Annotated in this window: 27 protein-coding genes and 1 tRNA gene; 10 read left to right on the top strand and 18 right to left on the bottom strand. The window is 62.0% G+C overall.

The window, feature by feature from the left end; genetic code table 11:
* Positions 1–60: 60 nt before the first annotated feature.
* Positions 61–1,305, top strand: a complete 1,245-nt coding sequence (locus tag RQ479_RS26530; protein WP_376702968.1) for an ROK family protein — start codon at positions 61–63, stop codon at positions 1,303–1,305.
* Positions 1,306–1,314: 9 nt separating this feature from the next.
* Here the strand turns inward: RQ479_RS26530 and phoB are convergent, their stop codons facing one another.
* From phoB to pstS, 6 genes are read right to left on the bottom strand one after another with little or no spacing between them, the layout of a single operon-like run.
* Complete coding sequence (phoB, locus tag RQ479_RS26525; RefSeq protein WP_031212149.1) at positions 1,315–2,004, bottom strand: phosphate regulon transcriptional regulator PhoB; 690 nt, start codon at positions 2,002–2,004, stop codon at positions 1,315–1,317.
* Between the two features lie 16 nt (positions 2,005–2,020).
* Positions 2,021–2,728 carry a phosphate signaling complex protein PhoU gene (phoU, locus tag RQ479_RS26520; RefSeq protein ID WP_376702967.1) on the bottom strand — a complete coding sequence of 236 codons (708 nt, stop codon included), beginning with the start codon at positions 2,726–2,728 and terminating at the stop codon, positions 2,021–2,023.
* A gap of 32 nt (positions 2,729–2,760) precedes the next feature.
* A complete protein-coding gene (gene pstB / locus RQ479_RS26515) occupies positions 2,761–3,564 on the bottom strand; it encodes a phosphate ABC transporter ATP-binding protein PstB (RefSeq protein WP_376702966.1) in 804 nt (267 codons plus the stop codon).
* Positions 3,561–4,412 (bottom strand): phosphate ABC transporter permease PstA, encoded by an 852-nt coding sequence (pstA, locus tag RQ479_RS26510; RefSeq protein WP_023678532.1) that lies wholly within the window; start codon positions 4,410–4,412, stop codon positions 3,561–3,563. Before pstA ends, pstB begins: the two co-directional genes overlap by 4 nt.
* A gap of 3 nt (positions 4,413–4,415) precedes the next feature.
* Positions 4,416–5,405 carry a phosphate ABC transporter permease subunit PstC gene (pstC, locus tag RQ479_RS26505; protein ID WP_376702965.1) on the bottom strand — a complete coding sequence of 330 codons (990 nt, stop codon included), beginning with the start codon at positions 5,403–5,405 and terminating at the stop codon, positions 4,416–4,418.
* A gap of 59 nt (positions 5,406–5,464) precedes the next feature.
* A complete protein-coding gene (gene pstS, locus RQ479_RS26500) occupies positions 5,465–6,526 on the bottom strand; it encodes a phosphate ABC transporter substrate-binding protein PstS (RefSeq protein ID WP_352517601.1) in 1,062 nt (353 codons plus the stop codon).
* 653 nt (positions 6,527–7,179) lie between these two features.
* Between pstS and RQ479_RS26495 the strand changes: the two genes are divergently transcribed.
* Complete coding sequence (locus RQ479_RS26495; protein ID WP_376702964.1) at positions 7,180–7,533, top strand: hypothetical protein; 354 nt, start codon at positions 7,180–7,182, stop codon at positions 7,531–7,533.
* Between the two features lie 83 nt (positions 7,534–7,616).
* Here RQ479_RS26495 and RQ479_RS26490 read toward each other — a convergent pair whose 3' ends face one another.
* Entirely contained in the window at positions 7,617–8,588 is a 972-nt protein-coding gene (locus RQ479_RS26490; RefSeq protein ID WP_376702963.1) for a DUF2865 domain-containing protein, read from the bottom strand.
* Positions 8,589–8,920: 332 nt separating this feature from the next.
* Here RQ479_RS26490 and RQ479_RS26485 point away from each other — a divergent pair, with 332 nt between their 5' ends.
* Entirely contained in the window at positions 8,921–9,136 is a 216-nt protein-coding gene (locus tag RQ479_RS26485) for a hypothetical protein (protein WP_352468942.1), read from the top strand.
* Between the two features lie 137 nt (positions 9,137–9,273).
* Here RQ479_RS26485 and RQ479_RS26480 read toward each other — a convergent pair whose 3' ends face one another.
* The 4 genes from RQ479_RS26480 to RQ479_RS26465 form a co-directional block, all read right to left on the bottom strand.
* Entirely contained in the window at positions 9,274–9,678 is a 405-nt protein-coding gene (locus RQ479_RS26480) for a hypothetical protein (RefSeq protein ID WP_292655578.1), read from the bottom strand.
* 364 nt (positions 9,679–10,042) lie between these two features.
* Complete coding sequence (locus RQ479_RS26475) at positions 10,043–10,906, bottom strand: glutathione S-transferase family protein (RefSeq protein WP_376702962.1); 864 nt, start codon at positions 10,904–10,906, stop codon at positions 10,043–10,045.
* Between the two features lie 27 nt (positions 10,907–10,933).
* Entirely contained in the window at positions 10,934–11,515 is a 582-nt protein-coding gene (locus RQ479_RS26470; protein ID WP_292655582.1) for a VOC family protein, read from the bottom strand.
* Between the two features lie 418 nt (positions 11,516–11,933).
* Positions 11,934–12,374, bottom strand: a complete 441-nt coding sequence (locus RQ479_RS26465) for an SRPBCC domain-containing protein (RefSeq protein ID WP_008873905.1) — start codon at positions 12,372–12,374, stop codon at positions 11,934–11,936.
* A 116-nt stretch (positions 12,375–12,490) separates the two neighbouring features.
* Between RQ479_RS26465 and RQ479_RS26460 the strand changes: the two genes are divergently transcribed.
* Entirely contained in the window at positions 12,491–13,558 is a 1,068-nt protein-coding gene (locus RQ479_RS26460; protein ID WP_376702961.1) for an adenylate/guanylate cyclase domain-containing protein, read from the top strand.
* Between the two features lie 109 nt (positions 13,559–13,667).
* On the opposite strand, the gene RQ479_RS26455 is transcribed toward RQ479_RS26460, so the two are convergent.
* From RQ479_RS26455 to RQ479_RS26445, 3 genes are all read right to left on the bottom strand, one after another.
* Positions 13,668–13,742: transfer RNA gene (locus RQ479_RS26455), tRNA-Glu, on the bottom strand.
* 90 nt (positions 13,743–13,832) lie between these two features.
* On the bottom strand, positions 13,833–14,240 hold the full coding sequence (locus tag RQ479_RS26450; RefSeq protein WP_376702960.1) for a VOC family protein: 408 nt from the start codon (positions 14,238–14,240) through the stop codon (positions 13,833–13,835).
* Complete coding sequence (locus tag RQ479_RS26445; RefSeq protein WP_376702959.1) at positions 14,237–14,620, bottom strand: fimbrial protein; 384 nt, start codon at positions 14,618–14,620, stop codon at positions 14,237–14,239. Before RQ479_RS26445 ends, RQ479_RS26450 begins: the two co-directional genes overlap by 4 nt.
* 26 nt (positions 14,621–14,646) lie before the next feature.
* Between RQ479_RS26445 and RQ479_RS26440 the strand changes: the two genes are divergently transcribed.
* The 3 genes from RQ479_RS26440 (at position 14,647) to RQ479_RS26430 (ending at position 17,755) form a co-directional block, all read left to right on the top strand.
* A complete protein-coding gene (locus RQ479_RS26440; RefSeq protein ID WP_376702958.1) occupies positions 14,647–15,687 on the top strand; it encodes an RluA family pseudouridine synthase in 1,041 nt (346 codons plus the stop codon).
* Between the two features lie 187 nt (positions 15,688–15,874).
* Positions 15,875–16,786: an RNA polymerase sigma factor RpoH gene (gene rpoH, locus RQ479_RS26435; RefSeq protein WP_023678514.1), complete on the top strand. Its 912-nt coding sequence runs from the start codon at positions 15,875–15,877 to the stop codon at positions 16,784–16,786.
* Positions 16,787–17,239: 453 nt separating this feature from the next.
* The gene (locus RQ479_RS26430; RefSeq protein ID WP_376702957.1) at positions 17,240–17,755 is read left to right on the top strand and encodes a hypothetical protein; all 516 of its coding nucleotides are present in this window, start codon (positions 17,240–17,242) and stop codon (positions 17,753–17,755) included.
* 182 nt (positions 17,756–17,937) lie between these two features.
* Here the strand turns inward: RQ479_RS26430 and RQ479_RS26425 are convergent, their stop codons facing one another.
* From RQ479_RS26425 to RQ479_RS26410, 4 genes are all read right to left on the bottom strand, one after another.
* A complete protein-coding gene (locus RQ479_RS26425; RefSeq protein WP_376702956.1) occupies positions 17,938–18,810 on the bottom strand; it encodes an MBL fold metallo-hydrolase in 873 nt (290 codons plus the stop codon).
* A 151-nt stretch (positions 18,811–18,961) separates the two neighbouring features.
* The gene (locus tag RQ479_RS26420; protein ID WP_352465775.1) at positions 18,962–19,621 is read right to left on the bottom strand and encodes a peroxiredoxin; all 660 of its coding nucleotides are present in this window, start codon (positions 19,619–19,621) and stop codon (positions 18,962–18,964) included.
* A 284-nt stretch (positions 19,622–19,905) separates the two neighbouring features.
* Positions 19,906–20,271 (bottom strand): cell division protein ZapA, encoded by a 366-nt coding sequence (locus RQ479_RS26415; RefSeq protein WP_292655609.1) that lies wholly within the window; start codon positions 20,269–20,271, stop codon positions 19,906–19,908.
* A 4-nt stretch (positions 20,272–20,275) separates the two neighbouring features.
* Positions 20,276–20,548: a DUF4164 domain-containing protein gene (locus RQ479_RS26410; RefSeq protein ID WP_006200774.1), complete on the bottom strand. Its 273-nt coding sequence runs from the start codon at positions 20,546–20,548 to the stop codon at positions 20,276–20,278.
* A 260-nt stretch (positions 20,549–20,808) separates the two neighbouring features.
* Between RQ479_RS26410 and tkt the strand changes: the two genes are divergently transcribed.
* From tkt to RQ479_RS26395, 3 genes are all read left to right on the top strand, one after another.
* Positions 20,809–22,800 carry a transketolase gene (gene tkt / locus RQ479_RS26405; protein ID WP_376702955.1) on the top strand — a complete coding sequence of 664 codons (1,992 nt, stop codon included), beginning with the start codon at positions 20,809–20,811 and terminating at the stop codon, positions 22,798–22,800.
* 158 nt (positions 22,801–22,958) lie between these two features.
* Positions 22,959–23,969: a type I glyceraldehyde-3-phosphate dehydrogenase gene (gene gap, locus RQ479_RS26400; protein ID WP_376702954.1), complete on the top strand. Its 1,011-nt coding sequence runs from the start codon at positions 22,959–22,961 to the stop codon at positions 23,967–23,969.
* A gap of 218 nt (positions 23,970–24,187) precedes the next feature.
* Positions 24,188–26,077: a potassium/proton antiporter gene (locus RQ479_RS26395; RefSeq protein ID WP_376702953.1), complete on the top strand. Its 1,890-nt coding sequence runs from the start codon at positions 24,188–24,190 to the stop codon at positions 26,075–26,077.

The raw sequence follows: 26,077 nt of genomic DNA, 5'->3' as shown, positions 1-26,077 counted from the left end.
GGACATTACCGACGGCTTCCGGTTCATGAGCGGCCGCGGCAACCGGGAGGAAAGCAAACGATGTCGGTCGGAATCCGCCATGACGATTTGCGCCGGCGCAACCGGGCGATGGTGATCTCGGCGGTGCGCCGGGCCGGCCAGCCATCGCGTACTGAGATCGCAGCAACCACCGGCCTCAGTCATTCGACCATATCGGCGATCTCCTCCGACCTGATACGGGAAGGCATCCTCGCCGAGAGCAAGGCAAGTGAGCCCGTTTCGTTGAAACGCGGTCGTCCGCAGGTCGGCCTCGCCCTCAACCCGGAAGCGGCGGCGGTGCTGACCGTGGTTTTGTCGCTGAATTTCCTGTCGGCCGCCATTATCGACTATGCGGGACAGGTAGTCGCCGAGGAACAGCGCCGGCTGGACACGCTGACCATGCCGCGCGACGAACTGATCCGCGAATGCATGGCCATCGTCCGGCGCCGGCTCGAGGATCCAGACCTTGACGTCCGCAGTGTCGCCCGCATTGCCCTGGCGATTCAGGGCATTACCGACTCCCCTGCACGCGCCATGCTGTGGTCGCCGATCACGCCGCAGACCGATATCGCCTTTGCCGACATGCTGGAGGACGAATTCGGCATCCCGGCCACGGTGGAGAACGACTGCAATATGATGGCGGTGGCTTTGCGCTGGCGCGATCCGGATCGCTATCGCGACGACTTCATCGCCATCCTGCTTTCGCACGGCATCGGCATGGGGCTGGTGCTCAAGGGCGAGCTGTTCACCGGCACGCATTCCTCGGGCGGCGAGTTTGGCCACATGATCCATCGTCCGGGCGGCGCGCTCTGCCGTTGCGGACGACGCGGCTGCATCGAGGCCTACGCCGGCAATTACGCCATCTGGCGCAACGCCAGGCAGATGAGCGAAGACAGCGAACCCATCGCCGACGTCAGCGACGCCGACATGCGCGCACTGGCGGCCCGGGCACGCGAGAAAGATGGGCCGGAACGCGAGGCCTACCGCAAGGCCGGCGAAGCGCTGGGTTTCGGTCTCGGCTCGCTGTTCGCGCTGATCGATCCGGCGCCGGTCGCGATGGTCGGCGCCAGTGCCGCCGCCTTCGATCTGATCGAGCCGGCCTTGCGCCAGGCCATCGCCCAGACCGCCGGCGGCCAGCATTCGGGCTCGATCTCCTTCGACACCGAACCAAACGAATTGCCGCTGATCCGCGAAGGCTGTGCGATGCGGGCGTTAAGCTTCGTCGACCAGGAGATTTTCGCGCCGGGCGCGCAAATGAGGCCCCGCGTCAGAAAGAACGTAGCCTGATCCGGCGGATCAATCTTCCCTGATCGCGTAGCCGGCACCGCGGATGGTGCGGATGACATCAGGCATGCGGCCGTTGTTGACCGCTTTGCGCAGCCGGCCGACATGCACGTCGACGGTGCGTTCGTCGATATAGATCGTCTCGCCCCAGACATTATCGAGCAACTGGCTGCGCGAGAAGACGCGGCCCGGATGCCGCATCATGAACTCGAGCAACCGGAATTCGGTCGGCCCGAGCCTGATTTCGCTCTTCTTGCGATAGACCCTGTGCGATTCGCGATCGAGCACGATGTCGCCGACCTTCAGCACGCTGGACAGCACTTCCGGCTTGGCGCGCCGCAGCAGCGCCTTGACTCTCGCCATGAATTCCGGTGTCGAAAACGGTTTGACCAGATAGTCGTCGGCGCCGGTCGAAAGACCGCGCACCCGGTCGCTCTCCTCGCCGCGCGCGGTCAGCATGATGATCGGCAGCCGCTCGGTTTCGGGGCGCACCCGCAACCGGCGGCAGAGCTCGATGCCGGAAACCGCTGGTATCATCCAGTCGAGCACCAGAAGATCGGGCACATTCTCCTGCAAACGGATCTCGGCTTCGTCGCCGCGTGTCACCACCTCGACCTGGTAGCCTTCGGATTCGAGATTGTAGCGGAGCAGCACACCCAACGGCTCCTCGTCCTCCACCACCATTATGCGTGGTGCGATCATCGACTGGGCACCCCCATCATGTCACCGGCGTGGACATTGTCGTTTCGTCCTGCTTCGGACGATTGACCGGCAATTGCTCGCCGGTCAGCACATAATACGCATTTTCGGCGATGTTGGTGACATGGTCGCCGATCCGCTCCAGATTCTTGGCGCAGAACAGCAGGTGCGTGCAAGCGGTGATGTTGCGCGGATCTTCCATCATGTAGGTCAACAGCTCGCGGAACACGGACGTGTATTTGACGTCGATGCGCTCGTCGGCGGCACGCAGCTTGGCCAACCCGGCCGCATCGTCTGCAGCATATTCCTCGATGACGCCCTGCACCTGGATGAGCACCAGCTGCGCCATCGCGTCGATGGAATGCGACAGGTCGCGCGGTGTGACGTTGAGCCCGACCGCACTCACACGCTTGGCGATGTTCTTGGCAAGGTCGCCGATGCGTTCGAGGTCGCCGGCCATACGGATCGCTCCGACCACATGGCGAAGATCGTGGGCCATCGGCTGGCGTTTGGCGATCAGGGTGATGGCGCGATCGTCCAGTTCGCGTTGACGCGCATCCATGATGGCATCGTCGGAAACGACGCGTTGCGCCAGCACATTGTCGGAATTCAACAGGGCCTTGGTTGCCCCGCCGACCATCGAACCGGCGAGGTCGGCCATGTCGCGGATCAGCTTGCTGATCTGCTCGAGATCCTCGTCGAAAGAAGCGACTGTGTGTTCGCCCATGGTCCTGTCCTCATATGCATGATCGGAACGGCTCAGCCGAAGCGGCCGGTGATGTAATCCTGCGTGCGCTTCTCGCGGGGCGACGTGAAGATCTTCTCGGTCCGGTCGAACTCGACCAGTTCACCCAGATACATGAAGGCTGTCTGGCGCGACACGCGTGCCGCCTGCTGCATGTTGTGCGTAACGATGACGATCGTGTAGTCGGCTTGCAATTCGTCGATCAGTTCCTCGATCTTGGCGGTCGACAACGGGTCGAGTGCGGACGCCGGTTCGTCGAGCAGAATGACTTCCGGCTTCACGGCCACGGTGCGGGCGATGCAGAGCCGCTGCTGCTGGCCGCCGGACAGGCTCAGGCCGCTGGCGTTGAGCTTGTCCTTGACCTCGCTCCACAGCGCGGCGCGCTTCAATGCCTGTTCGACGCGGCCGTCCATCTCGGACTTGCCGAGGTTCTCGTAGAGCCTGACGCCGAAGGCGATATTCTCGTAGATCGACATCGGGAACGGCGTCGGCTTCTGGAACACCATGCCGATCTTGGTCCTCAGGAGGTTGAGATCCTGCGACCGGTCGAGAATGTTCTGGCCGTCGAGCAGCACGTGGCCCTCGGCTGTCTGTTTCGGGTAGAGCTCATAGATGCGGTTGAACACACGCAGCAGCGTCGATTTCCCGCAGCCCGAAGGCCCAATGAAGGCCGTGACGCTGCGCTCGGGCAGCGACAGGCTGATGTCCTTTAGCGCCTTGCTCTGGCCGTAGTAGAAGTTGAGGTTCTTGACCTCGATCTTCGTCTTCTCGGCGACCGTTTCGGTCATCGTCATGTCCGGGGACAACATCTGTGTCATCTGTCCTCTCTGCGTCCGGTAAGGCTGCGGGCGAGGATGCTCAAGCCCAGAACCGTCAGGGTGATTATGAGTGCGCCGGTCCACGCCAGCTGCTGCCATTCCTCGTAAGGGCTGAGAGCGAACTGGAAGATGGTCACCGGCAGGCTGGCCATCGGCGCGTTGATATTGCTGCTCCAGAACTGGTTGTTGAGCGCTGTGAAGAGCAGCGGCGCCGTCTCGCCGGAAATGCGTGCTATCGCCAGCAATATGCCGGTGACGATGCCCGACAATGCGGCGCGGTAGGCGACCGAACGGATCACCACCCAGCGCGGCGCGCCGATCGCGGCACCGGCTTCACGCAACGCGTTCGGTACCAGGTTGAGCATGTCTTCAGTGGTGCGCACGACCACCGGAATGACCAGGATGGCAAGCGCCACGGCGCCGGCAATGGCCGAGAAATGTCCCATTGGCCGCACCATCAGCTCATAGACGAACAAGCCGATGATGATCGACGGCGCCGACAACAGGATGTCGTTGATGAATCGGACGACGGTGGTGATGCGCGAAAAGCGCCCATACTCGGCCATGTAGGTTCCCGCCAGCACGCCGATCGGCGTGCCGACGACAACGGCGATGATCGTCATCAGCAGGCTGCCCGCGATGGCATTGAGCAGGCCGCCGGCCTCGCCCGGTGGTGGCGTCATCTCGGTGAAGACCGCGAGCGAAAGCCCGGCCGTGCCCTTATAGACCAGCGCGCCGAGGATGAGCGCCAGCCAGGCAAGCCCGATGCCGGCGGCGACGACGCAAAGCGCCATCATCACCGAATTCCTGGCTTTGCGGCGGCTGTGGAGCGATGAGGATGTCGACATCGGTCAGGCTCCCGTACGGGCGTCGATCCGCATCAGCATATAGCGGGCGGCGGCAAGGATCAGGAAGGTGATGACGAACAGGATCAGGCCGAGCGAAACCAGCGAGGAGGTGTAGAGGTCGCCGTCGGCCTCCGTGAATTCATTGGCGATGGTCGCCGAGATCGTCGTGCCCGGCGCGAATAGAGAGGCACTGATGCGGTGCGCGTTGCCGATGACGAAGGTCACCGCCATGGTCTCGCCGAGCGCCCGGCCGAGGCCAAGCATGACGCCGCCCATGATGCCGATGCGGGTATAGGGAATGACCACGCGCCGGGTCACTTCCCAGGTCGTGCAACCGATGCCGTAGGCCGATTCCTTCAGCACCGCCGGCACCGTATCGAAGACGTCCTTAGTGATCGAGGTGATGAAGGGTAGCACCATGATGGCGAGGATCAGCGCCGAGGTCAGAAGGCCGATGCCGTAAGGAGGGCCGGCGAAAAGGCTGGATAGTCCCGGCACGCCGTGGAAGATGTTGATTATGAAGGGCTGTATCGTCGTCTGCAGGAACGGCGCGAACACAAACAGGCCCCAGATGCCGTAGATGATCGAGGGAATGCCGGCCAATAGCTCGACCGCTATGCCGATCGGGCGCCTGAGCGGGCGCGGGCAGAGCTCGGTGAGAAACAAGGCAATGCCGATGCCGATCGGAACCGCGATCAGGATGGCGATGGCCGCCGTGACCAGGGTGCCGTAGATCGGCGCCAGTGCGCCAAATTTTTCCGTGACCGGATTCCAGCTCTCAGTCGTCAGGAAGGAGAAACCGAAGGACGACAGCGCCTGCCACGAGCCGGCAAACAGCGAGATCGCGACACCGCCGAGGATGACCAGCACAAGAATTGCGGAAGCGCGGGTGAGTCCGCGGAATATGGCATCTGTGAGCGCGAAGCGCCGCACCGTAGCTTCCCTGGCCCGGGCTGCTGCAGATGATGGCATGGCATCGGAAGCGATGGTCATTGGGTCCTCGCGATTGAAGGCAACAGGGAGGGCGCCGTCGACGCCCTCCCTGCAGGAGATTACATAGCCGAGTAGAGCGGCTTGCCGTCGCTGCCGACGACTTCCTTGGCCCACATCGCCTTGACGCTCTCTACCACCTTGTCGGGCATCGGAACGTAGTCCAGCTCGCCGGCCATCTCGTCGCCCTTGTCATATGCCCAGGCGAAGAATTTAAGGGCTTCGGCGGTGGTCGCGGCGTCGTCCGGCTTCTTGTACAGGAGTATCCACGTGGCCGCCGTCATCGGCCACGACTCGGCGCCCGGCTCGTTGGCGAGGATCACGCCATAGCCCGGCTGCGAGCTCCAGTCGGCATTGGCCGCTGCCGCCGAGAACGCCGCCGCGGCAGGCTCGACCTTCTTGCCGTCCTTGTTGATCATGTCGGTGTGGGTGAGCTTGTTCTGCTTGGCATAGGCGTATTCGACATAGCCGATCGCGCCGCCGGTCTGGGAGACGTTGTTGGCAACGCCCTCATTGCCCTTGGCGCCGATGCCGACGGGCCATTCCACGGCCTTGTCGACGCCGACCTTTTCTTTCCAGTCCGCGCTAACGTCGCCGAGGTAATAGGTGAAGTTGAACGTCGTGCCCGAACCATCGGAACGGTGAACGACCGCGATCGCCTGCGAAGGCAGCTTGACGTCGGGATTGAGCTTCTTGATCGCCTCGTCATCCCAGCTCGTGATCTTGCCGAGGAAGATGTCGGCCAGCGTCGGGCCGTCGAGAACCAACTCGCCCGGCTTGATGCCTTCGAGGTTGACGACGGGAACGATGCCGCCCATCACCATCGGGAACTGAGCCAGTCCGGACGCTTCAAGCTCTTCGCCTTTCAGCGGCGCATCCGAAGCGCCGAAGGTAACGGTCTTGGCCTTGATCTGCTTGATGCCGCCGCCGGAACCGATCGACTGGTAGTTAAGGCCAACGCCTGTGTCTTTCTTGTAGGTGTCGGCCCACTTCGCATAGATCGGGTAGGGGAAGGTGGCGCCGGCGCCGGAGATGTCCGCGGCGAGCGCGGCGGACAGGGTGAGGGTGGTCGTCGCCGCAGCCATTGCAATCGCAACGGCCGCCGAGCGGATGAAATGTCTCATGTGGCCTGCTCCTGTTCGGAATATGGTCTCTCGGCGCCATTCCTCCGGCGCCCGCTGAGGCCAATAGCCCCCGATTATTACAGTCGCATGACAGTTTCATGTCGCTCCGGTAACGTCGTCCAGCCGGGTTAAGAAGGAGCGGCCGCGGCCTTTGTCGGCATGGGCCGCGGTTTGCCGCTGGAATCAGCAGCTTGCGTGAATTCCGGCCGGCATCGTCTGCTCGGCGATCGCAGCAACCGGCTTTAAAAGAAAAAAACCGGACGGGAGCGCGTTGCATGCAGCCAGAACGTGTCATGGCCGAGCCATCGCCGAAACAGGTCCGTTGGGGTAAATCTGACCCTGTTTCTTGCCGGCGGTCGCTGCTCCCGCCCGTAACTGGAGGAGCGGAACTTCGAATATCCCATTGTCGCCACTGAGCGCGGCTTTGGTATGGTGCGATCGCACCATGGCCTTACGCTGGAAGCGTTGACGAATCGCAAGGTTCTAACTCGCGCTGGACCTCCATCCGCGCCCGACCCGGCGCTCGATTTTCGAGCAAGGCGTTCGACTGGAAGTGCGACGACTTCTACTTCACGGTATCTACTCCCTTCGCCCTATTCCGCCGGTTGTCGGTTAGGCCGAAGCGGCGTTATAAGCTTGCAGGGGTATTGCTGATGTCTCGACGGATTCTGCCTGTCTTCCTGTGCCTGGCGCTGCCTCTGGGAAGTGGCTGCGCGCGCAGCTATGACGGCACCGTGATCATTCCCAAGCCGCTCGATGTTCGCCGTTTCTGGGACCGGCCTTCGCCGCAGGCGCAAGCCGAACAGTCGCAGTTGGAGACCGACGTCTTTCCAGTGGCGCCGCAAACGCCGAAAAGGCCGGCGGTGCGCAGGAGCGCAGCTTCGGTTGCAGCGCCGCGGAGGAGGGTCGCCAACAACCCGCCCATGCTGTCGCCGGAGCCGACGAAGCCGCTAACTTGCAGGAACGTCAGCGAGCCCGGCAAACGGGCCCGCATGGTCTGCGAATAACCCGCCGACGTCGGTCGATGCGCACGGGTCCAGGCCTTGAAGCGGCTATCCGGCCAGCCGTCTCGGAACATCGCCCGCCTTGGTCAGTCCGCCGGGAAGAAGGCCGGCCCGACCACTCTCACCGGCCGCGCGCCGATCGCTCTTTCGATCGACTGATGCTGGGCAGCCCCCTGCACTTCGGCAGCCTGCGTTTTTGCCTCTGCCGGAGCGTCACCGGCGGTTTCGATCCCGGATTCAGGAATTTCCGCGACGATGCCAAAATCCGGCTTTGCCGTCGGCAACGGTATGATGGCGTTGGTCATGTTGGCCGGTGTCACGGTTCGTGCCCTGAGCTCGGCGACGCGCCGGTAATAGCGCTTGACGTCGCAGGCCTTGAAGTTCGCGTCGTCGCGGTACCGGAACGCGGCAGGTAGCTCCACATAGGGTTTTCCCGACTCGAGCGCGACCATCTCCTCGGTCTCGCGAGTGGCGTCGCTCAGCGTATAGAGGTCGACGCCGGCATCGTCGCAGATGTAGCGACACTGATCGACCGTTTCCTTCAGATCGTCGCTCTTGGCGAACTGCGATTTTGGCGCGGGGAAGAAATATCCGTCCGACAAGCGAACGCAAAACAGCATCCGATTGCCGCCAATTGTTGTGCCTGCGGACTGGGCCTTGGGTGCCGTGCGTTGCTGCGCCGGCTGTTTCTTGGCAGCGGGGGCGGCGCAGCCCAGCGCGACAAACCTGGCCTTCAATCCGGACGTGTCCCTGCCCGAATTCGATAGTCTGGCGATCTGCCGTTGCACCTCCGCCTTGCTGGCGACCAGGTCGGCGCAGGGATTGAAGAAGAAGCCGGCCGTTTTCGCCGTGCATCGGCGTTGTCTCTCCAGCCTTTGAATCGCGGCGAGTTGCCGGCGCAGTTGGGCAAGCTCGGGGCTGGTCCCGCCGTTGCGCCCCGCCGAAAGCAATTGGCTCCTGATGGCGCCGCAGCTATCCGCGTAGGAGAAGGATGTGCCGAGCGCAACGGCTATTGCCGACACTAGCATCAGAATCGTGAGGAGCCAGAAGCGTGTCATTGAACGACCATTATCCTTGTTGCACCGAGAACAGGATTTCTTTGTCGACTATGGATAAGTACTGTCTAAATCAGTTTTATCTAATTAAAGTGGACCACACCGCCGGCAGAGACTTTAGTTCTAGTGTATTATATCCACTGACGTAAATTCAATATTACATTTTTATTTCAAGATTGAGACGAACCGGCAGCAACGCCGGCGGACGCCCGCCACGGCGAAGTTTGATGCGCGCGGCTGGTTCCGCAGCGCGATCAATCCGGCGTTACCGGCCGGCCGTTGCTGAAACCTTAGCCCCAAGTTCGGCGTTGAACGGCCAAAGGAGGAGACCGCAAATGTCGATCCACTTCACCGTCGCGGACCTGACCAGGAATCTGTTCCATTCACTTGGGTTGGACCATGAACGCGCACCGAGGCCACTCGACCACGAGCAGAGGCTTTTGCTGGAGTGCTATCTCGCCGGCCAGATACCGGAATCGGCCTGGAGCGACTATGTCTTCGAGATGCCGGAACTGGCGCGACATGTCGAGGCCAGACGAAGCCGCCACTAAAGCGCATCGCGGTCGATCGGGCCTCATGCGACGCGCTTAGGTTCTTGTTTTATGCATGTCGTTGTCGCAAAACCGCTGCACACTTTTTATGCGACATGCGCTAGATCCCGAAAGTGGAATCCGGTTGTCGGAAAAGATCAAGGCGAAGCCTGCACTCGCGTTGCAGGCTGTTTTTGTTTGGGCGAGTTGAATTGCAGAGTGAACACCTTGCCCGGGATGCCCTCAGCCAGCGCCGGTGAAAGGCTCAACGGCAGGCAGTGGTCCACGGCCGCAATCGCTGCATCGACAAAAGCCTGCCGTGCCTTCTCGTCGCCGGCCACGCGGATGGCGGTCGGCTTGGGCCTGCCGATCAGCGTGCCATTGCGCCTGAAGCTGAAGCTCAGGGTGACGGTGGAATTCCCGGCATTCGACGGCGGGGTCCAGCACGCCTGGATGGCAGCCCCGACCTCGGGCATGGTGTTGAGCGTCGCTGCATTCGATTGACCGGCTGCACCCGCCAGCATGGCGCCTGCAACCGCCATCATTCCGGCAATGCATTTCATGACAGGGCCTCTGTTCTTGAACCGCCCTCGAGGACGGGGCTAACTTCGATGGTAGGGCCGACATCGGCGATGACAAGATGGCGGCAACGCGCTTCGTCAGCCATGCAGGCGTCGTGAAGCGCCGACAGCCGCAACTTCGGCGGGCTGCAACAAGCAAAAGGCCGGCGAGCAGCCGACCTTTGCTTTCCATCCGCGCCAGTACATCCGTGGTCGCGGGCTGGAGGTAAATACCAGTAGAAAGGGTTTCGGTTAACGAAACCTTAAGCTCCCCACATCGTGCAAACAGGGGAGAGTAAAAAAGAATTATCCCAGATCATTACCGGCTCCTGCAGAACGTGCGGACGATCGCCGGCCTGCACGTGCCTCAGGCATTGGCCTGCGACCGCACATAGGCGATATAGCCGCGCACATCGCCGGCCGGCTCGGCATAGGCCTTGCCGAGCTTTTTCTCGATCGCCGCCATATAGTCTTTTGCCCATTCGGGCAGCGCATAGTCGATGACGGCGAGGAATTCGAGCGTCGCCGCCAGGCGGATGTCGGCGATCGACGGGTTCTTGCCGCCGATGAACGGCTTGCCGTTCCTGAAGAAGCTGTGAAACACCTCCAGCGGCTCGGCTATCGCTTCTATAGCGGCCTTCTGGGCTTCCGACTTCTTGTCGGGGTGGGCGTCGCTGTGGCCGACCTCGCCGGCATATTGCGGGAAATTCAGTGCAGGATAAGTGGCGCGCGCCACGTAGGGGTAGAGCGTCCCGATCAGGTAGAACATGGCACTGTCGATCATTGCCCGCTTGGCCGGCGCCTTGGGATATAGTTTCTCCAGCCCGTGCTTGTTGGCGAGGTACTGCATGATGGCGCAGCTTTCCCACAAGACACCTCTCGGCAGGCCCTTGTCCTCGATCATCGGCGTCAAATGGGCCGGGTTTCGCGCCATATATTCGGGCGAGCGCGTATGGCCCCATACGTCGGTCTCGGAATGGTCGAGCCCGGCGGCGCGTGCAAACACCCGAACGCTCATATTGTTGACGCTCGGCTTCAGCATGCTGAGCATCAGCGCCGGCTTTTTCGCCGGTTTCGCCTTGGCCTTCGCGGCCTTTTTGGCGGAGATCTTTGCCGCCGGCTTTGCCACTTTCGCCGCTGACTTGACGGCAGCCTTGGCCGCCGGCTTCGCTCCTGGCTTGGCTGCCTTGGCGGCGGGCTTTTTCGCACTCTTCGTTGCTGTCTTTGCCATTATGTCCTCCCTTTGTTTGGCGTGTCGTCAGTATGGATTTTTCGGTGCGCGATCCTCCGACAAGGTTGCGCGCGAGCGCTCGACAAGCGCTTGGATCGCATCGGCAAGGTGCACTTCGGCGATGTTGTAGTCGCCGCGCGCGAGGCGGATCTTGTGCGCCTGCATCAGCACGTCGGCATGGGTGAAGCCCGCCGGCGGCTCGAAACGGTAGGAGGCGAGCTCAATCAGCAGGCCGAGCGGATCCTCGAAATAGATCGAGTCCATGAAGCCGCGATCCTTGACGCCGCTGTGCTTGATGGCGCGCTCGTCGAGCCGGGCGACCGCCTGCAAAAAGGTGACGCGCGACACCGCGAAAGCGATGTGATGGACGCAGCCAGTATCGGTTGGCGTGCGCCGTTTGACCGGCGTGCGGCTCTCGTCAGTGAAGACGGTGATCAGCCGGCCGTCGCCCGGATCGAAATAGAGATGGCTTTCGCTGGCTTTGTCGAGATTGGGCTGCTCGAAGATGAAGGGCATGCCGAGCACGCCTTCCCAGAAATCGATTGAAGTCTGGCGCCCGGCGCCGACCAGCGTGATGTGATGGACGCCTTGCGATTGCAGTTTTTGCATCTGACTCCTCCCGGCCACGCCGTCTTGCCGCCGAACGGAAGTTCGGATGCCCAGTCGCGCTTGGATCAGCGCCCGGCATGTGACCGCGCCCGGCCTCGCTCGCCTGCGCTCCGCATTCCGCATCCTGCAGGAGTGCGGCCGGAGCTTTGATGAACGGATGCTAATTCAATCCGAGGCGTTGCGCCAGAAGCGCTGAGTTTCAAGAACTCCACGCAGGCGCCAAGAGCGGCACCGGGATCGCGGACGCCTTCGCCGAGCTCGCCGAAACGATCCGTCGCCGGCAGCTGTAATGGTGCGGCAGCCCGCAGGTCGCTGGGTTTCCCGAGCGGCCGGTTTGGCGACGGCAGGTCAAAGGGGCCTCGTTGACGCATGCCGCGCCTGGTTCGGATTCCGGGCATCCGCGGCCCTTAGATGAAAATCACATATTCTTCATCGGCACGTCGGGATCGACATGTCCCCCATCGGCAGTGATCTTCAGCCTTGAGAGGTAGTGCTCCCATCCCCTTCGGTGGCTGTCACGCTCCTTTGCGTTCGGCAGTCCGCTGTGCGTGAAGCGGATCAGTGTCCCCGCATCCCTCGCGATCAGGTCGATCTCGACATGGCTGGAGCCGGGCGGCACGGTCTCGTTGTCTTCCCAGCCAAAGCTGTAGGCAAGACGGTGGACCGGGATCACCTCGGTGAACTCACCGCGCGCCATATGGCGACCACCGACATTGACGAGGAACAGACCGCCCGGCGTTGCATCCAAATTCGCTTCGGTCCCGATCCATCGCACGATTTGGTCCGGATCCGTCAAAAGCGCGAACACGGTCGCTTGTGGCGCGGCGACCTCAATCTCTGTGTAAACCGATTCCGCCATCGCTCACTCCAGGTCACATCCGCATCGAATGCCGTGCATGATTGAAGCGAATGTGGTTAGTTGCAAGAAGATGTTCGAGGCGTAAGCATAAGCCGGTGCCGAGTGACCTTCTACCGATGCTTCTCGTAAACTCGCTTTCATTCCTTCTGGACGACGCCGCGCATATTGGCGACGGTGGGCGACTTCTATTGCAGCTCTCAACGCATTTGATGGAAGACGGCTTGCCGATCATCGCCGGCGCGCTGGCGCAGGATGCTCCCGACCCGATCATTTCACGCCGCATCTGGCTCTGGCGAGCGCCTGGGGGTGAAGTGGTCGAGGCTTTGGGGATAGGCGCCGACCGCCAGAATGCCGATCCCCGGCTCGTGCTGCGGGAGTGGCTTGGCACGACGCGGGCGATCGTGTTCGACGAGCGAGCGGGCGGTGTCGCACCGACTTTGGTGTGGGCGTTCGATCATACTCCGGATGAGGCGCAGTCAGAGCTGCTGCGGCAAATCTCCCGGTTTGCTGCGGCTCCGATGACCGCACTCGCAGAACGGTCCGCGAAACGCGCATTGCTCGAAGCATATTTGGGAAAGCGCAGTGCAGCACATGTGCTCAACGGTCATTCTCGTCGAGTAAAGGGAGAGACGATACGGGCTGCGCTTCTGTGCGCGGACCTTCGAGGTTTCACCGATCTATCCGAGGTTCATGATGCAGACGAGATCGTATTGGTACTTGATGCCTGGTTTGATTGCGTCGCCGGCGCGGTGCACGCATTTGGTGGTGAGGTTCTCAAGTTTATAGGTGATGGCGTCCTCGCGATTTTCCCGATTGGCGAGCGCGATGCAAATGCCGCATGTGACGCTGCGGTACGCGCCGTGAAGGCCACGCGCGCCGGGATAGATCATCTCAACCAAACTCGGCGCCGCAATGGCGGCCCTGAGCTCGGATATGGCATTGGCCTGCATGTCGGCGAGATACTCTGGGGGAATATCGGCACTGCCGGCAGGTTGGACTTCACCGCGATCGGCAAGGCTGTAAATCTTGTCAGCCGCATCGAAGGGCTGTGCAAGCCGTTGGGACGGACGGTGCTCGCGTCGACAGTGTTCGAGGCAGAAACTACCGAGCCGATGATCGCCATGGGCAGTCATCCGCTCGGAGGAATAGCAGGCGCGCAAACACTTTTCGGCTTGCCGGAATAGATCGAATGGTTGAGCGCGCCGTGGATGTGTCGTTCGCAGCATATCTTGGTATCGCCGCGACCCAAGGCGATGGATCGGATTGATGGTTTGCCGAGAGCTTGGAGAGACTTGGTACGCCCAAGGGGAATCGAACCCCTGTTCCCGCCGTGAGAGGGCGGTGTCCTGACCGCTAGACGATGGGCGCGTTCAAGAACCGGCGATATAGGCTGACGGCCGGGAAAAAGCAACTAGGCTTAAGGCTGCCTGTCGCGCCGGTGAAATATCCGCTGCAAGCCTAGCGTTTTGGCTCGATCAGATCCCATAGATTTCCATGGAGATCGGCGAAAACCGCGACAGTGCCATAGGTCTCGTGGCGGGGCGCCTCGCGGAACTCGACGCCCTTTTCGAGCATCAGCGCATGGTCGTGGGCAAAATCGCCGGTTTCGAGGAACAAAAAGACCCGCCCCCCGGTCTGATTCCCAACAGCATCCCTTTGCGCATCGTCGGATGCCTCGGCCAGAAGCAGCCGCGCGCCCTGCCCTTTGCCCGGCGTGATCGTGACCCAGCGTTTGCCGCCGCCGAGATCGACATCTTCGGTGAGGACAAAACCCAGCTGGTCGACATACCACGAGATCGCCTCGTCATAATTTGCGACGACAAGCGCGACCGTGGCAATGCTGCGGTGTTCGGCAAAACCGGTCATTTGTTCCTGATCGAAAAACGGCCGACGATGCGGCGCTCGGTGATGTCATAGACGAAGATGGCGCGGCTGCCGTCGGGCAGCTCGGCGTCGATCGACAGGCGATTGCCGGAGAGCGACTGGCTGATCACCCTGGCGCCGACCGGCAGCACGATGTCGCCGTTGACCGGCTCGCCTGCTGGCACGTGGATGTCGCTGCTCAGCGGAGAGGCGGCAGGCGGCGCGTTGCGCGCTTTGTAGACAAGCGCCGCAATCACCACCATAAGGGCGAGGAACAGCAGGCCGAGATTGATGGCGACGAAGCGGACGAGCTTCCTCCGCACCTTTTCGACCTCGGGGTCGAGCGGCTTTTCCTCGTCTTCGTCGGCAAGCGGCCGGGCCATGGCAGCAGATTCCGGAACTGTTTTCGATGAGCGCTCATAACGAAGAGGTCAGACAATTAATAGGGGCCGGACCGATCGTGCTGGAGGCGGGCGCTGATGCCGCCGGCCAGCGGCTCGACCAATGGCTGGCGGCCAGGCTCGGTCCCGACATGTCGCGCAGCCGCGTGCAGATGCTGATAAAGCAGGGCGCCGTCAGGATCGGCGGCAGGCAGATAGAAGAGACGAAGCGCAAGATGGTACAAGGTGACAGCGTGTCGGTCGATATGCCGGAGCCGGAACCGGCGGAGCCGCAAGGCGAAGATATTGCGCTGGATGTCCTCTACGAGGACAGCGAGCTGATCGTCATCAACAAGCCGGCCGGGCTGGTTGTGCATCCCGGCGCGGGCAACTGGACCGGCACGCTGGTCAACGCGCTGATCCATCATTGCGGTGACAGCCTGTCGGGCATCGGCGGGGTGAGACGGCCGGGCATCGTCCACCGCCTCGACAAGGAGACCAGTGGCGTCATGGTCGTCGCCAAGACCGATCGCGCCCACAAGGCGTTGTCGGAGGCCTTTGCCGACCACGGCCTGACCGGCGATCTCGAGCGGGCCTATCTGGCGTTGGTCTGGGGCATACCGGCAAGGCCGACCGGGACGGTAGACGCGCCGCTCGGCCGCGCCGCCGACCGGGTACGCCGCGCCGTGGTGCCGCAAGGCCGCGACGATGCCCGCCACGCCGTCACGCATTTCACCGTCGTCGAGCGCTTTGGCGAGCAGCAGCAGGAATTCGCCACGGCGAGCCTGGTCGAATGCCGGCTGGAAACCGGTCGCACCCACCAGATACGCGTGCACATGGCCCATATCGGCCATCCGGTGATTGGCGATCCCGAATACGGCCAGGCTTTCCGCACCAAGGCCAATCGGTTGCCCGAGCCGCTAAGGAGCAAGGTAAAGGCGTTTCCGCGACAAGCTTTGCACGCCCGCCTCCTTGCATTTCGGCATCCGGATACCCATTTAGCGATGAGGTTCGATGCACCGATACCGTGGGACATGGAGGAACTCGTCGACGGCTTCCGCAAGCTCTGAACCAACCACCTGAAAACCTGACCGGCGTTGTTCACTTCAACGTGACACACTGTTTCGTGTTGAACAAATGCCTGTCTTTCTGGTTTTGTTCCTATATATGTCGGTTGGCGCGAATGTGCCTTTGGCATTCGCGCCACATGCCCGCCGCGTTTCGGGGGCATCACTCCAATAGAGAGGGGGCGCTATCATGGCCCAGTCATTACCCAGTATCGTTTCCGGCGAAGGCGGTCTCAGCCGCTACCTGGAAGAAATCCGCCGCTTTCCGATGCTTCAGCCGCAGGAAGAGTACATGCTCGCCAAGCGCTACGCCGAGCATGAGGACACCACGGCTGCGCACAAGCTCGTCACCAGCCACCTTCGGCTCGTCGCCAAGATCGCCATGGGCTATCGCGGCTACGGCCTGCCGATCGGCGAGGTGATCTCGGAAGGCAATGTCGGCCTGATGCAGGCCGTCAAGAAATTCGAACCGGAGCGCGGCTTCCGTCTCGCCACCTATGCGATGTGGTGGATCAAGGCCTCGATCCAGGAATATATCCTGCGCTCGTGGAGCCTGGTCAAGATGGGCACCACCGCCAACCAGAAGCGCCTGTTCTTCAACCTGCGCAAGGTGAAGGGCAAGATCCAGGCGCTCGACGAAGGCGATTTGAAGCCCGATCAGATCACCGAGATCGCCACCCGGCTGAACGTCTCGGAAGCGGAAGTCGTGTCGATGAACCGCCGTCTGTCGGGCGACGCCTCGCTCAATGCGCCCATCCGGGCCAGCGAAGGCGAATCCGGCGAATGGCAGGATTGGCTGGTCGACGACCACGAAAGCCAGGAAGAGATGCTGATCGAGCAGGACGAGCTGGAAAACCGGCGCGGCATGCTGTCGGGCGCTCTTGCCGTGCTCAACGACCGCGAACGCCGCATCTTCGAGGCGCGCCGCCTCGCCGATGAGCCGTTGACGCTGGAAGAGCTGTCGGCCGAGTTCGATATCAGCCGCGAGCGCGTGCGCCAGATCGAGGTGCGCGCCTTCGAGAAGGTGCAGGACGCGGTCAAGGCCGCGGCCAAGCGCCAGACGCAGGCGCTGCGCACCATCGAGGCGCAGCCGGCTGCGTAAGGCCTTCCAAGAGAAACAAATAACGGCGGCGTCAGGTAACTGGCGCCGCCGTTTTTTCTAAGGCGCGTCGCGTTCGACCGGCCTTGTGCGACGCGCTTTAAATTCTTGTCTTTATGCATGTCGTTTTTCATGCACGTCGTTATCGCAAAACCGCTGCACACTTTTGCGCGACATGCATTAGCGGGTTGCCGGTTCCGCGGCGCCTTCGCGGATGTCCGATCCGCCGCCATAACTGCTCGTAGCCTTGCCATGGCGTCCGCAGACGATCTCATCGATAGCGGCATTGTCGCAATTTTCCCCAAGCCCTGAAAACCGTAACGTTGCAAGCTGGCGGCAATGTTGCGGCGCCGACCGGGCATTTCACAACCCGGCGCTTGCGGCAGGCGGGCGCGACAACAATCCGCCGGGGCTGCGCCGGGCAGTTGAGTTCGTCTATTGGAAACGAAAGGCAGTATGACGATGACGATTTCTCCGTTTCTGGCCGCTCTCGGATCCGAAGGTCCGCCAGCCGATCGAGCGAAAGACATGGCCCTGTATGGCTGGCTAATTGGAAGTTGGGAAATGGACTCGGTCCACTACGTCGACGACGGCACAATCCAGAAATGGGATGGCGAATGCCATTTTGGCTGGGTGCTCGAAGGCCGCGCGATTCAGGACGTTTGGATCAGGCCCAAGCGCCCTGCGCCGTCGACGATGTATGGCACGACCTTGCGCATCTTCGATCCTGGGATCGATGGCTGGCACATCATATGGAACGACCCGCTCAACCGTGATCACTCGCGCCAGATCGGCCGGGCCGAGGGTAAGGACATTGTCCAGCTCGGCAATGACTCGCGCGGTCTGAAAACTCGATGGCGTTTCACTGAGATCGCTGCCAACAGCTTCCATTGGATCGGCGAGGAGAGATCTTCCGAGAGCGATCCTTGGCAAATCACGTATGAACATTTGGCCGGCCGAACAAAACCCTGACGCAGGACTGGCTGGCATCCGCGCCGCTCCTCATTCGGCTGCCGCACCTTATCCTCGTAAGTTACCTATCGGAGGCACACATCGCAAAAATCGAATCAGGATCAATAACTTGGATGACCATCTCGGAACGATCAGGGCGGCGCCGAGTTTGAATGGCATTGTAGTGCCAGCGACCCATCTCCTCACAGGCAATCGAGCGGAAATTTCAGATAGCGCCGCCCGTTGGATTCCGGTTCCGGCAGGCGTCCGCCATTCATGTTGACCTGCAGCGCGTGCAGGATCAGCCGCGGCATCGGCAACGTCCTGTCGCGGGCTTGGCGGAGCGCGACGAAGTCGGCTTCCGTCTTGCAGCCGGCAACATGGATGTTGCCGGCTTTCTGCTCCGCGACCGTGCTTTCCCAGCGCGCTTCGCGGTCACCCGGCTGGTAGTCGTGACCGACGAACAGACGTGTCTCGTCCGGCAGTGCCAGAATATCCTGGATCGAGTGCCAGAGCCGCTCGGCGCTGCCGCCGGGAAAGTCTGTCCTTGCGGTGCCGCTGTCCGGCATGAACAGCGTGTCGTGGATGAAGGCGGCGTCGCCGATGACGTAAGTGATCGAGGCCAGCGTATGGCCCGGCGAAAACAGCACTCTTGCCGGAAGGCCGCCGACCGAAAAAGTCGCGCCGTCGGCGAACAGCCTGTCCCATTGCGAACCGTCGGCGGGGAATTCCGGCCAGTTGTAGATCACCTTCCACAATTTCTGGACGTCGATGACCTTTTCACCGATTGCCGTCGGCGCTCCGGTTCTCCCCCTCAGATAATGGGCGGCGGAGAAATGATCGGCATGCGGATGCGTGTCGAGGATCCACTCGATCTCCAGCCCGCTTTCCCTGACGAAGTCGAGCAGGGCGTCGGCGTTTTTCGTTGCCGTTGCACCGGACCTTTCGTCGAAGTCGAGCACCGGATCGATGATGGCGCATTTGCGGGTCGCCATGTCGGCGACCACATACTGGACGGACCCGCTCGGCTTGTCATAGAAGCCGGTGACCTGCGACCTGGCCGATAATGCGTCCAATCCCAGCCTCCTTCGCCCCTCACCACGGCAGGAAGGATTTTCTCCGCCACGGCAAATTAAAGGCATGGTTGTCCGTCAACCAGGCATCGTCAAGCACCCCATGCTCACACGGCCAGGAAAACCAAAAATTCTCTATGCCGCCTCCGCCTGCTCAGGCAGAAGGCTGCTTGGTTTTCCTGAGATATGGCAGGATCGTCTCGTAGGCACCGAAGCGCTTGATGGCATCCTCATTCGAGACGGCAGCGGTGATGATGACGTCCTCGCCCTGCTTCCAGTTCGCCGGCGTCGCCACCTGGTGCTTGGCGGTCAGCTGCATGGAATCGATGGCGCGCAGGATTTCGTCGAAGTTGCGGCCCGTCGTCATCGGGTAGGTGAGAACCAGCTTGATCTTCTTGTCGGGCCCGATGACGTAGACCGAACGCACCGTGGCATTGTCCGCAGGCGTGCGGCCTTCCGAGCTCTCGCCGGCACCCGCCGGCAGCATCTCGTAAAGCTTGGCGACCTTGAGATCCTTGTCGCCGATCAGCGGATAGTTCACCGAATGGCCGGTCGCGGTCTTGATGTCGTTCTGCCACTTCTCATGGCTTTCGACGGGATCGACCGAGATGCCGATGATCTTGACGTTGCGCTTCCTGAACTCGCCTTCGAGCCCGGCCATCGTGCCGAGTTCGGTCGTGCAAACCGGCGTAAAGTTCTTCGGATGGCTGAACAATACCGCCCAGCCGTCGCCGATCCATTCATGGAAGCTGATCGGTCCTTGCGTGGTCTCAGCGGTGAAATCCGGTGCGATGTCGTTGATACGAAGGCTCATGGCGTGTCCCTACCTGTTTGGCTTGCCGCTGGCATTGAACGCCCCAGCGGCGTTGCTTGCCTTTCTAACACTGCCGCGTCATCCTTCAAGTGGCTGTTGACGTTAGGATAGTGGCCGGCCTCAAAAAATTCTTTTTCACTTAGGTGGGAAATACAGCAGCGATTTCCGCGCTGGCGAAAAAGCACCGGAGGGTTTGGTTAAACGCGCAGGCATTTCCGACGACTGTTCGGCTCAGATGCTGCCCATTCCGCCGTCAAATGGGGTCGCGTCGATGAGGCGACGCCCTACGCTTTGCTCACTGCCAGCGTCGTCGCCAGGTCTTCCATGCGCTGGGCCAGCGCGCCAAGCGCCCCGGTCAGCACGGAATCGTTCTTGTCGGCCTTGGTCAGTGCGTCGTCGCGCGTCTTGCGCAGCGTCAGCACTTCGCTTTCCATGCCCTTGACCCGCTTTTGCAGTTCTGAAAGCTCGTCCATGACCATGATGCCGGCCATCACGGTCAGCCGCTGGTCGCCGATCTCGCCAAAAGAATCCTTCAGATGCGAGACATAGCGATCGAAGCGCTCTGCAAGATCGATCAGATGCTCTTCCTGGCCCTCGTCGCAGGCCATCCGATACTGCTTGCCGTCGATCGAAACCGTGACTTGTGCCATTGGCCTACCTGTCCAGTACCGCGCGGATGGTTTCCATGGCTGTCACCAGCCTTCGCGACACTTCCTTGTTGGCATCTTCCAGCCGTTCGGCACGAGCCTCGGAATTGTCAAGCTCCTGCGCCAGCCGCGAGCGGTCGGCGTTCATCCGCTGCACTTCCGCCTCGGCTTCCGAATAGTCCCGCTCATGCTCGAGCTTGGCCGCGACGGCGTTTTCCAGCCCTTCGATGGCCTTACCCAGCCTGGCAATGACTTCCTTGAGGGTTGTTTCCCCGGTCATGGCTTTCGTCCTGCGCCCTGCCCATCACCGAATCATCCACGTTCAGAACGCGTTATCCTTGAAACATTACGCGTCGTGTGAACCGCCCGTCAATAAAGCTGTCGCGACTGTCCCCTGCTAACGCTAATGTAAGTCGCGCATGGCCATCACAAGACCGGCAAAAGCACACCGATTTGTTGACTAAAAGGCCGCGCCTGCTATGTGTCGCGCACCCTTTTCAAGGGCTTTCCCAAGGCCCAAACCCCCATTTTGGAGGAAGCATGACCTCGCGCGAACAACATGACCGGATGGCCAATGCGATCCGTTTTCTCGCCATGGACGCCGTCGAGAAGGCAAATTCCGGCCACCCCGGACTGCCCATGGGCTGCGCCGACATCGCCACGGTGCTGTTCACTCGCTTTCTCAAATACGATCCGAAGAACCCGCATTGGCCGGACCGCGACCGCTTTATTCTTTCGGCAGGTCACGGCTCGATGCTGCTCTACTCACTGCTCTATCTGACCGGCTACGAAGACATCACCATCGACCAGATCAAGCAGTTCCGCCAATTGGGGTCGAGGACGGCGGGCCATCCGGAATACGGCCATGCCGCCGGCATTGAGACGACGACAGGCCCACTCGGCCAGGGCCTTGCCAATTCGGTCGGCTTCGCGCTCGGCGAGCGCATCATGAATGCCGCTTTCGGCAACGATCTCGTCGACCACTACACCTATGTACTGGCCGGTGACGGCTGCCTAATGGAAGGCGTATCCCAGGAAGCCATCGCGCTTGCCGGACATCTAAAGCTGAACAAGCTGATCGTCTTCTGGGACAACAACAACATCTCGATCGATGGCCCGGTGTCGCTCGCCGACAACACCGACCAGGTCGCCCGCTTCCAGGCGTCCGGTTGGAACGCCAGCCATATCGACGGCCAGGACCCGGAAGCGATCGCCTATGCCATCGAGGCGGCCCGCCACTCCGACAAGCCGACGATGATTGCCTGCAAGACGACGATCGGCTTCGGCGCACCGACCAAGGCCGGCACCAACAAGGCGCATGGCTCGCCGCTCGGCGCCGAGGAAATCGCCGGCGCCAGAAAATTCTTCGGCTGGGATTCGCCGCCCTTCGAGGTCCCGGCCGACATCCTCGACGCATGGCGTACCGCCGGCCGGACCGGCGTCAAGGCGCGCACCGACTGGGAAAGCCGCCTTGCCAAGGCCGACGCCAAATTGCGCGCAGAGTTCGAACGCCGCATCAGTGGCACGCTGCCGGCCAACTTCGACGCCGTCATTGGCGATTACAAGAAGAAGCTCGCCGCCGACAAGCCGAAGGTCGCCACTCGTAAGTCATCGGAAATGGCGCTGGAGGTCATCAACGGCGCCGTACCCGAAACCATTGGCGGCTCGGCCGATTTGACCGGCTCCAACAACACCAAGACCAGCCAGACCAAGAACATCACTGCCGACGATTACGGCCAGCGCTACGTCCACTACGGCGTTCGCGAGCACGGCATGGCGGCAGCGCTCAACGGGCTGACGCTGCATGGCGGCATTATCGCCTATGGCGGCACTTTCATGTGCTTTTCCGATTATGCCCGTCCGGCGATGCGGCTTGCCTCGCTGATGGGCATCCGCTCGATCTTCGTCATGACCCATGATTCCATCGGTCTTGGCGAAGACGGCCCGACCCATCAGCCGGTCGAGCATCTGGCAGCACTTCGCGCCATTCCGAACCACAATGTGTTCCGCCCGGCCGACGCGGTGGAAACCGCGGAATGCTGGCAGTTGGCCATTGAATCGGAAAAGACGCCTTCGACATTGGCATTGACCCGGCAGAACCTGCCGACGGTACGCAACGACTTCGTTGCGGAAAACCTCTCCAGCCGCGGCGCCTATGAACTTGCCGCCGCCAGTGGCGAGGCGGCTGTGACGATCTTCGCTTCGGGCTCCGAGGTGGAGATCGCGCTGGCCGCCCGCGAGGCCTTGGAAAAGCACGGCCACGCGACCCGCGTCGTCTCGGTGCCGTGCTTCGAATTGTTCGACAAGCAGAGCGCCGACTATCGCAGCAGGACGATCGGCAATGCGCCGCTCAAGATTGCCATCGAAGCTGGCATCCGTCAGGGCTGGGATCACTTCATCGGAACCGACGGCATCTTTGTCGGCATGACCGGCTTCGGCGCCTCCGGCACCATCGAACAGCTCTACCCGCATTTCGGCATCACCGCCGAAGCAACGGTGAAGGCGGCGGAAGCCCGTCTGCACGGCAAATGAAAGTGAGCCCCGCCCGGCGAAGGCTGGCATAGCGGTTTTGCCGGGCGGTGGAGCACTAATCGATTTAAATCCACGCCTCGGCGGCTGGATTCTTTGCCCGTCCGCCGTTATGAAGCTGCGGACTTGATCTTCGGCCTCCAACTCCCAGGGAGAGAACAATGACCGTCAGAGTTGCCATCAACGGATTCGGCCGCATCGGCCGCAACATCCTGCGCGCCATCCATGAATCAGGCCGCAGGGATATCGACGTCGTCGCGGTCAACGATCTCGGCCCGGTCGAGACCAACGCGCATCTGCTGCGCTTCGACAGCGTGCATGGCCGCTTTCCCCATGAGGTGACGGTTGACGGCGACCAGATCATCGTCGGCAAGGAAAAATTCAAGGTCACCGCGATCAAGGATCCGACGCAACTGCCGTGGAAGGAGCTCGGCATCGACATCGCGCTCGAATGCACCGGCATCTTCACCGCTCGCGACAAGGCCGTCGCCCATCTGACCGCCGGTGCCAAGCGCGTTCTCGTCTCCGCTCCGGCAGAGGGCGCCGATCTCACCGTCGTCTATGGCATCAACCACGACAAGCTGACCAAAGACCACATCGTCATCTCGAACGCCTCCTGCACCACCAACTGCCTGGCGCCGCTGGCGGCCGTGCTGAATGAGGCCGTCGGCATCGAGAAGGGCATGATGACGACGATCCATTCCTACACCGGCGACCAGCCGACGCTGGACACCATGCACAAGGACCTCTACCGCGCCCGCGCCGCCGCGCTGTCGCAAATTCCGACCTCGACCGGTGCCGCCAAGGCCATCGGCCTGGTACTGCCCGAGCTCAAGGGCAAGCTCGACGGCATCTCCATCCGCGTGCCGACCCCGAACGTCTCGCTCGTCGACTTCAAGTTCATCGCCAAGCGGCCGACCACCGTCCAGGAGATCAACGACGCGGTGATCGCCGCCTCGAACGGCAAGCTGAAGGGCATCCTCGCCGTTACCCGTCACCCCAATGTTTCGATCGACTTCAACCACGATCCGCATTCCTCGATCGTAGCGCTCGACCAGACCAAGGTCATGGACGGCAACTTCGTTTCGGTGCTGTCGTGGTACGACAATGAGTGGGGCTTTTCCAACCGCATGGGCGACACCGCCGTCGCCTTCGGCAAGACCATCGCCTGATCGCAGAACCATCTTCTCGACCTGGAAGACGCCCGGCTCAGTCCGGGCGTTTTTCGTTGCAGCACCAATCGCCGAGGCACGCTCCGCTGCTCGGGGATGCCAAAACTTTCGACGATCGGCAGCGTGGGGCAAAAAGCCACGCCGCTGCCTTGCAGCGGCCATGTCTTCGCCCCACTCTCCCGTGATGCCGGAGCATATCGACTAGGGGCGACCAACGAATGGAGCATGGTATCTATCTGGTGACGCTCGTTGGCGCAGCTCTTGTCGTTGCCGCTGCGTTTTCGAGCCTGATCGCCTTCCGTTTCGGCGCCCCTCTCCTGCTGCTGTTTCTCTGCATCGGCCTCGCCACCGGAACCGACGGTCTCGGCATCCATTTCGACAATGCCCGATTTGCTTATTTTGCCGGCTCATTGGCGCTGGCGGTCATCCTTTTCGATTCCGGCTTCGGCACGCCGCTCAACGCCTTGCGGCAGGCGGCTGGGCCGGCGCTGTCGCTGGCCACCTTCGGTGTCCTTTTGACCACCGGCCTGTTCGGCGCCGCCGCCTATTATCTGCTCGACCTGACCTGGCTGGAATCCTTCCTGCTCGGTGCCGCCGTCGCCTCGACCGACGCCGCGGCGGTGTTCTTCCTGCTGCGCGCCGGCGAGATCAATTTGCGCGAGCGCGTGCGGTCGACGCTCGAGGTGGAATCCGGCACCAATGACCCGATCGCCATCTTCCTGACCATCACGCTGGTCGAGGTCATCGCCGCCAACACCCACCCCGAGGCCAAGGTGCTGGTTACCGATCTTGCCGTCGGCTTCCTTGTCAACATGGGGCTCGGCGCAGTCATCGGCATTCTCGGCGGCATGGCCATCGTGCGCCTTGTCGATCGCCTCAATCTCGATCACGGCCTGCTGCCGATCTTCGTGCTGACGCTGTCGCTGATGGTGTTTGCCGCCGCAGGCGCCGTCGGCGGCTCCGGCTTCCTGGCGGTCTATCTCGCAGGCCTGATTGCCGGCAATTCCGATATCCGGGCCGTCACCATCCTCAAGCGCTTCCAGGACGGCATGTCGTGGCTGGCGCAGATCATCATGTTCCTGATTCTCGGCCTGTTCGCGACGCCTTCGCAATTTCCGGCGATCCTGGTGCCGGCAGTACTGCTCGGCCTGTTCCTGATATTTGTGGCTCGGCCAATCGCCGTCTGGCTGTGCCTGGTGCCATTTCGTCTGCCACGCCCTGAAGTCGCCTTCGTCTCATGGGTTGGCCTGCGTGGCGCCGTGTCGATCCTGCTTGCCATCACGCCGCTGCTCGGCGGTCTTGAGAACGGCCGCCTCATCTTCAACACTGCCTTCATCATCGTGCTGGTTTCGCTGATCATCCAGGGATGGACCGTCGGGCCGCTGGCGCGCCGCCTCGGCCTTATCGTGCCGGCCCGCCTGGGACCGCTCGACAAGGTCGAATTGGAACTACCGGGCTCAGCCCATCATGAGCTTCTCGCCTATCGCGTGGCACCTGGCAGCCCGGTGGCGCGTGGCGAACGCATTCCGCGCTGGGCGCGGCCATCGCTTGTGTTGCGCGACGGACGCTCGATGCGCTTCCAGGATATGGGCCGGCTGGCGGCCGGCGACCATGTCTACATCTTCGTGCCGGACCGCTATCCGCGCCTGCTCGACAAGCTGTTCGCCAGCCGTGCCGTGGTCGATCCCGAGGATGCGGACTTCTTCGGCGCCTTCGCCGTCGATCCGTCACGCTCAGCCGAGGAACTGGAGACCGCCTACGCGCCGGGCCTGACCGAAGCGGAACGCAAGCTCAGCATTGGCGACCTAGTCACTACGCGGCTCGGCGGCCACGCCGAATACGCCGACCGCGTGCTGCTCGGTCCGATCGAGCTGATCGTCCGCGACGTCGACGATAAGGGCAGGATCACCGGCCTTGGCCTGTCCTTCGAGCCGACCGCGCCGGTGGCGCGCGTTCCGGTATTCCTCAGCGCCGGTGAAATCCGCGACCGGATCGCCGCGTTCATCCGCAACCGGCGCAAGCCGGCCGAAGCGCAGGCGGTCGAGGCGGCAGCCGAAATCGAACCGGTTCCGCAGCCCGTGGTGGAAAAGACAACTGGCGAAGGCTGA

It is taken from the genome of Mesorhizobium sp. ISC25 (assembly GCF_042295465.1).
In the GTDB taxonomy this organism is placed as follows: Bacteria; Pseudomonadota; Alphaproteobacteria; order Rhizobiales; family Rhizobiaceae; genus Mesorhizobium.
The sequence above is the reverse complement of the archived record's forward strand: the minus strand, read 5'-3'. Positions and strand labels throughout refer to the sequence as shown.

Bases quoted from the DNA above. Each gene is read 5' to 3' on its own strand.
- RQ479_RS26415 (WP_292655609.1), bottom strand. From the start codon at position 20,271: ATGGCACAAGTCACGGTTTCGATCGACGGCAAGCAGTATCGGATGGCC.
- RQ479_RS26445 (WP_376702959.1), bottom strand. From the start codon at position 14,620: ATGGCCCGGCCGCTTGCCGACGAAGACGAGGAAAAGCCGCTCGACCCC.
- RQ479_RS26495 (WP_376702964.1), top strand. From the start codon at position 7,180: ATGTCTCGACGGATTCTGCCTGTCTTCCTGTGCCTGGCGCTGCCTCTG.
- RQ479_RS26490 (WP_376702963.1), bottom strand. From the start codon at position 8,588: ATGACACGCTTCTGGCTCCTCACGATTCTGATGCTAGTGTCGGCAATA.
- tkt (WP_376702955.1), top strand. From the start codon at position 20,809: ATGACCTCGCGCGAACAACATGACCGGATGGCCAATGCGATCCGTTTT.
- RQ479_RS26465 (WP_008873905.1), bottom strand. From the start codon at position 12,374: ATGGCGGAATCGGTTTACACAGAGATTGAGGTCGCCGCGCCACAAGCG.
- RQ479_RS26430 (WP_376702957.1), top strand. From the start codon at position 17,240: ATGACGATGACGATTTCTCCGTTTCTGGCCGCTCTCGGATCCGAAGGT.
- RQ479_RS26420 (WP_352465775.1), bottom strand. From the start codon at position 19,621: ATGAGCCTTCGTATCAACGACATCGCACCGGATTTCACCGCTGAGACC.
- RQ479_RS26450 (WP_376702960.1), bottom strand. From the start codon at position 14,240: ATGACCGGTTTTGCCGAACACCGCAGCATTGCCACGGTCGCGCTTGTC.
- RQ479_RS26480 (WP_292655578.1), bottom strand. From the start codon at position 9,678: ATGAAATGCATTGCCGGAATGATGGCGGTTGCAGGCGCCATGCTGGCG.
- rpoH (WP_023678514.1), top strand. From the start codon at position 15,875: ATGGCCCAGTCATTACCCAGTATCGTTTCCGGCGAAGGCGGTCTCAGC.
- phoU (WP_376702967.1), bottom strand. From the start codon at position 2,728: ATGGGCGAACACACAGTCGCTTCTTTCGACGAGGATCTCGAGCAGATC.
- RQ479_RS26395 (WP_376702953.1), top strand. From the start codon at position 24,188: ATGGAGCATGGTATCTATCTGGTGACGCTCGTTGGCGCAGCTCTTGTC.
- pstA (WP_023678532.1), bottom strand. From the start codon at position 4,412: ATGTCGACATCCTCATCGCTCCACAGCCGCCGCAAAGCCAGGAATTCG.
- pstC (WP_376702965.1), bottom strand. From the start codon at position 5,405: ATGACCATCGCTTCCGATGCCATGCCATCATCTGCAGCAGCCCGGGCC.
- RQ479_RS26410 (WP_006200774.1), bottom strand. From the start codon at position 20,548: ATGACCGGGGAAACAACCCTCAAGGAAGTCATTGCCAGGCTGGGTAAG.
- RQ479_RS26530 (WP_376702968.1), top strand. From the start codon at position 61: ATGTCGGTCGGAATCCGCCATGACGATTTGCGCCGGCGCAACCGGGCG.
- RQ479_RS26470 (WP_292655582.1), bottom strand. From the start codon at position 11,515: ATGCAAAAACTGCAATCGCAAGGCGTCCATCACATCACGCTGGTCGGC.
- RQ479_RS26440 (WP_376702958.1), top strand. From the start codon at position 14,647: ATGAGCGCTCATAACGAAGAGGTCAGACAATTAATAGGGGCCGGACCG.
- RQ479_RS26460 (WP_376702961.1), top strand. From the start codon at position 12,491: ATGCTTCTCGTAAACTCGCTTTCATTCCTTCTGGACGACGCCGCGCAT.
- pstS (WP_352517601.1), bottom strand. From the start codon at position 6,526: ATGAGACATTTCATCCGCTCGGCGGCCGTTGCGATTGCAATGGCTGCG.
- pstB (WP_376702966.1), bottom strand. From the start codon at position 3,564: ATGACACAGATGTTGTCCCCGGACATGACGATGACCGAAACGGTCGCC.
- RQ479_RS26475 (WP_376702962.1), bottom strand. From the start codon at position 10,906: ATGGCAAAGACAGCAACGAAGAGTGCGAAAAAGCCCGCCGCCAAGGCA.
- gap (WP_376702954.1), top strand. From the start codon at position 22,959: ATGACCGTCAGAGTTGCCATCAACGGATTCGGCCGCATCGGCCGCAAC.
- phoB (WP_031212149.1), bottom strand. From the start codon at position 2,004: ATGATCGCACCACGCATAATGGTGGTGGAGGACGAGGAGCCGTTGGGT.
- RQ479_RS26485 (WP_352468942.1), top strand. From the start codon at position 8,921: ATGTCGATCCACTTCACCGTCGCGGACCTGACCAGGAATCTGTTCCAT.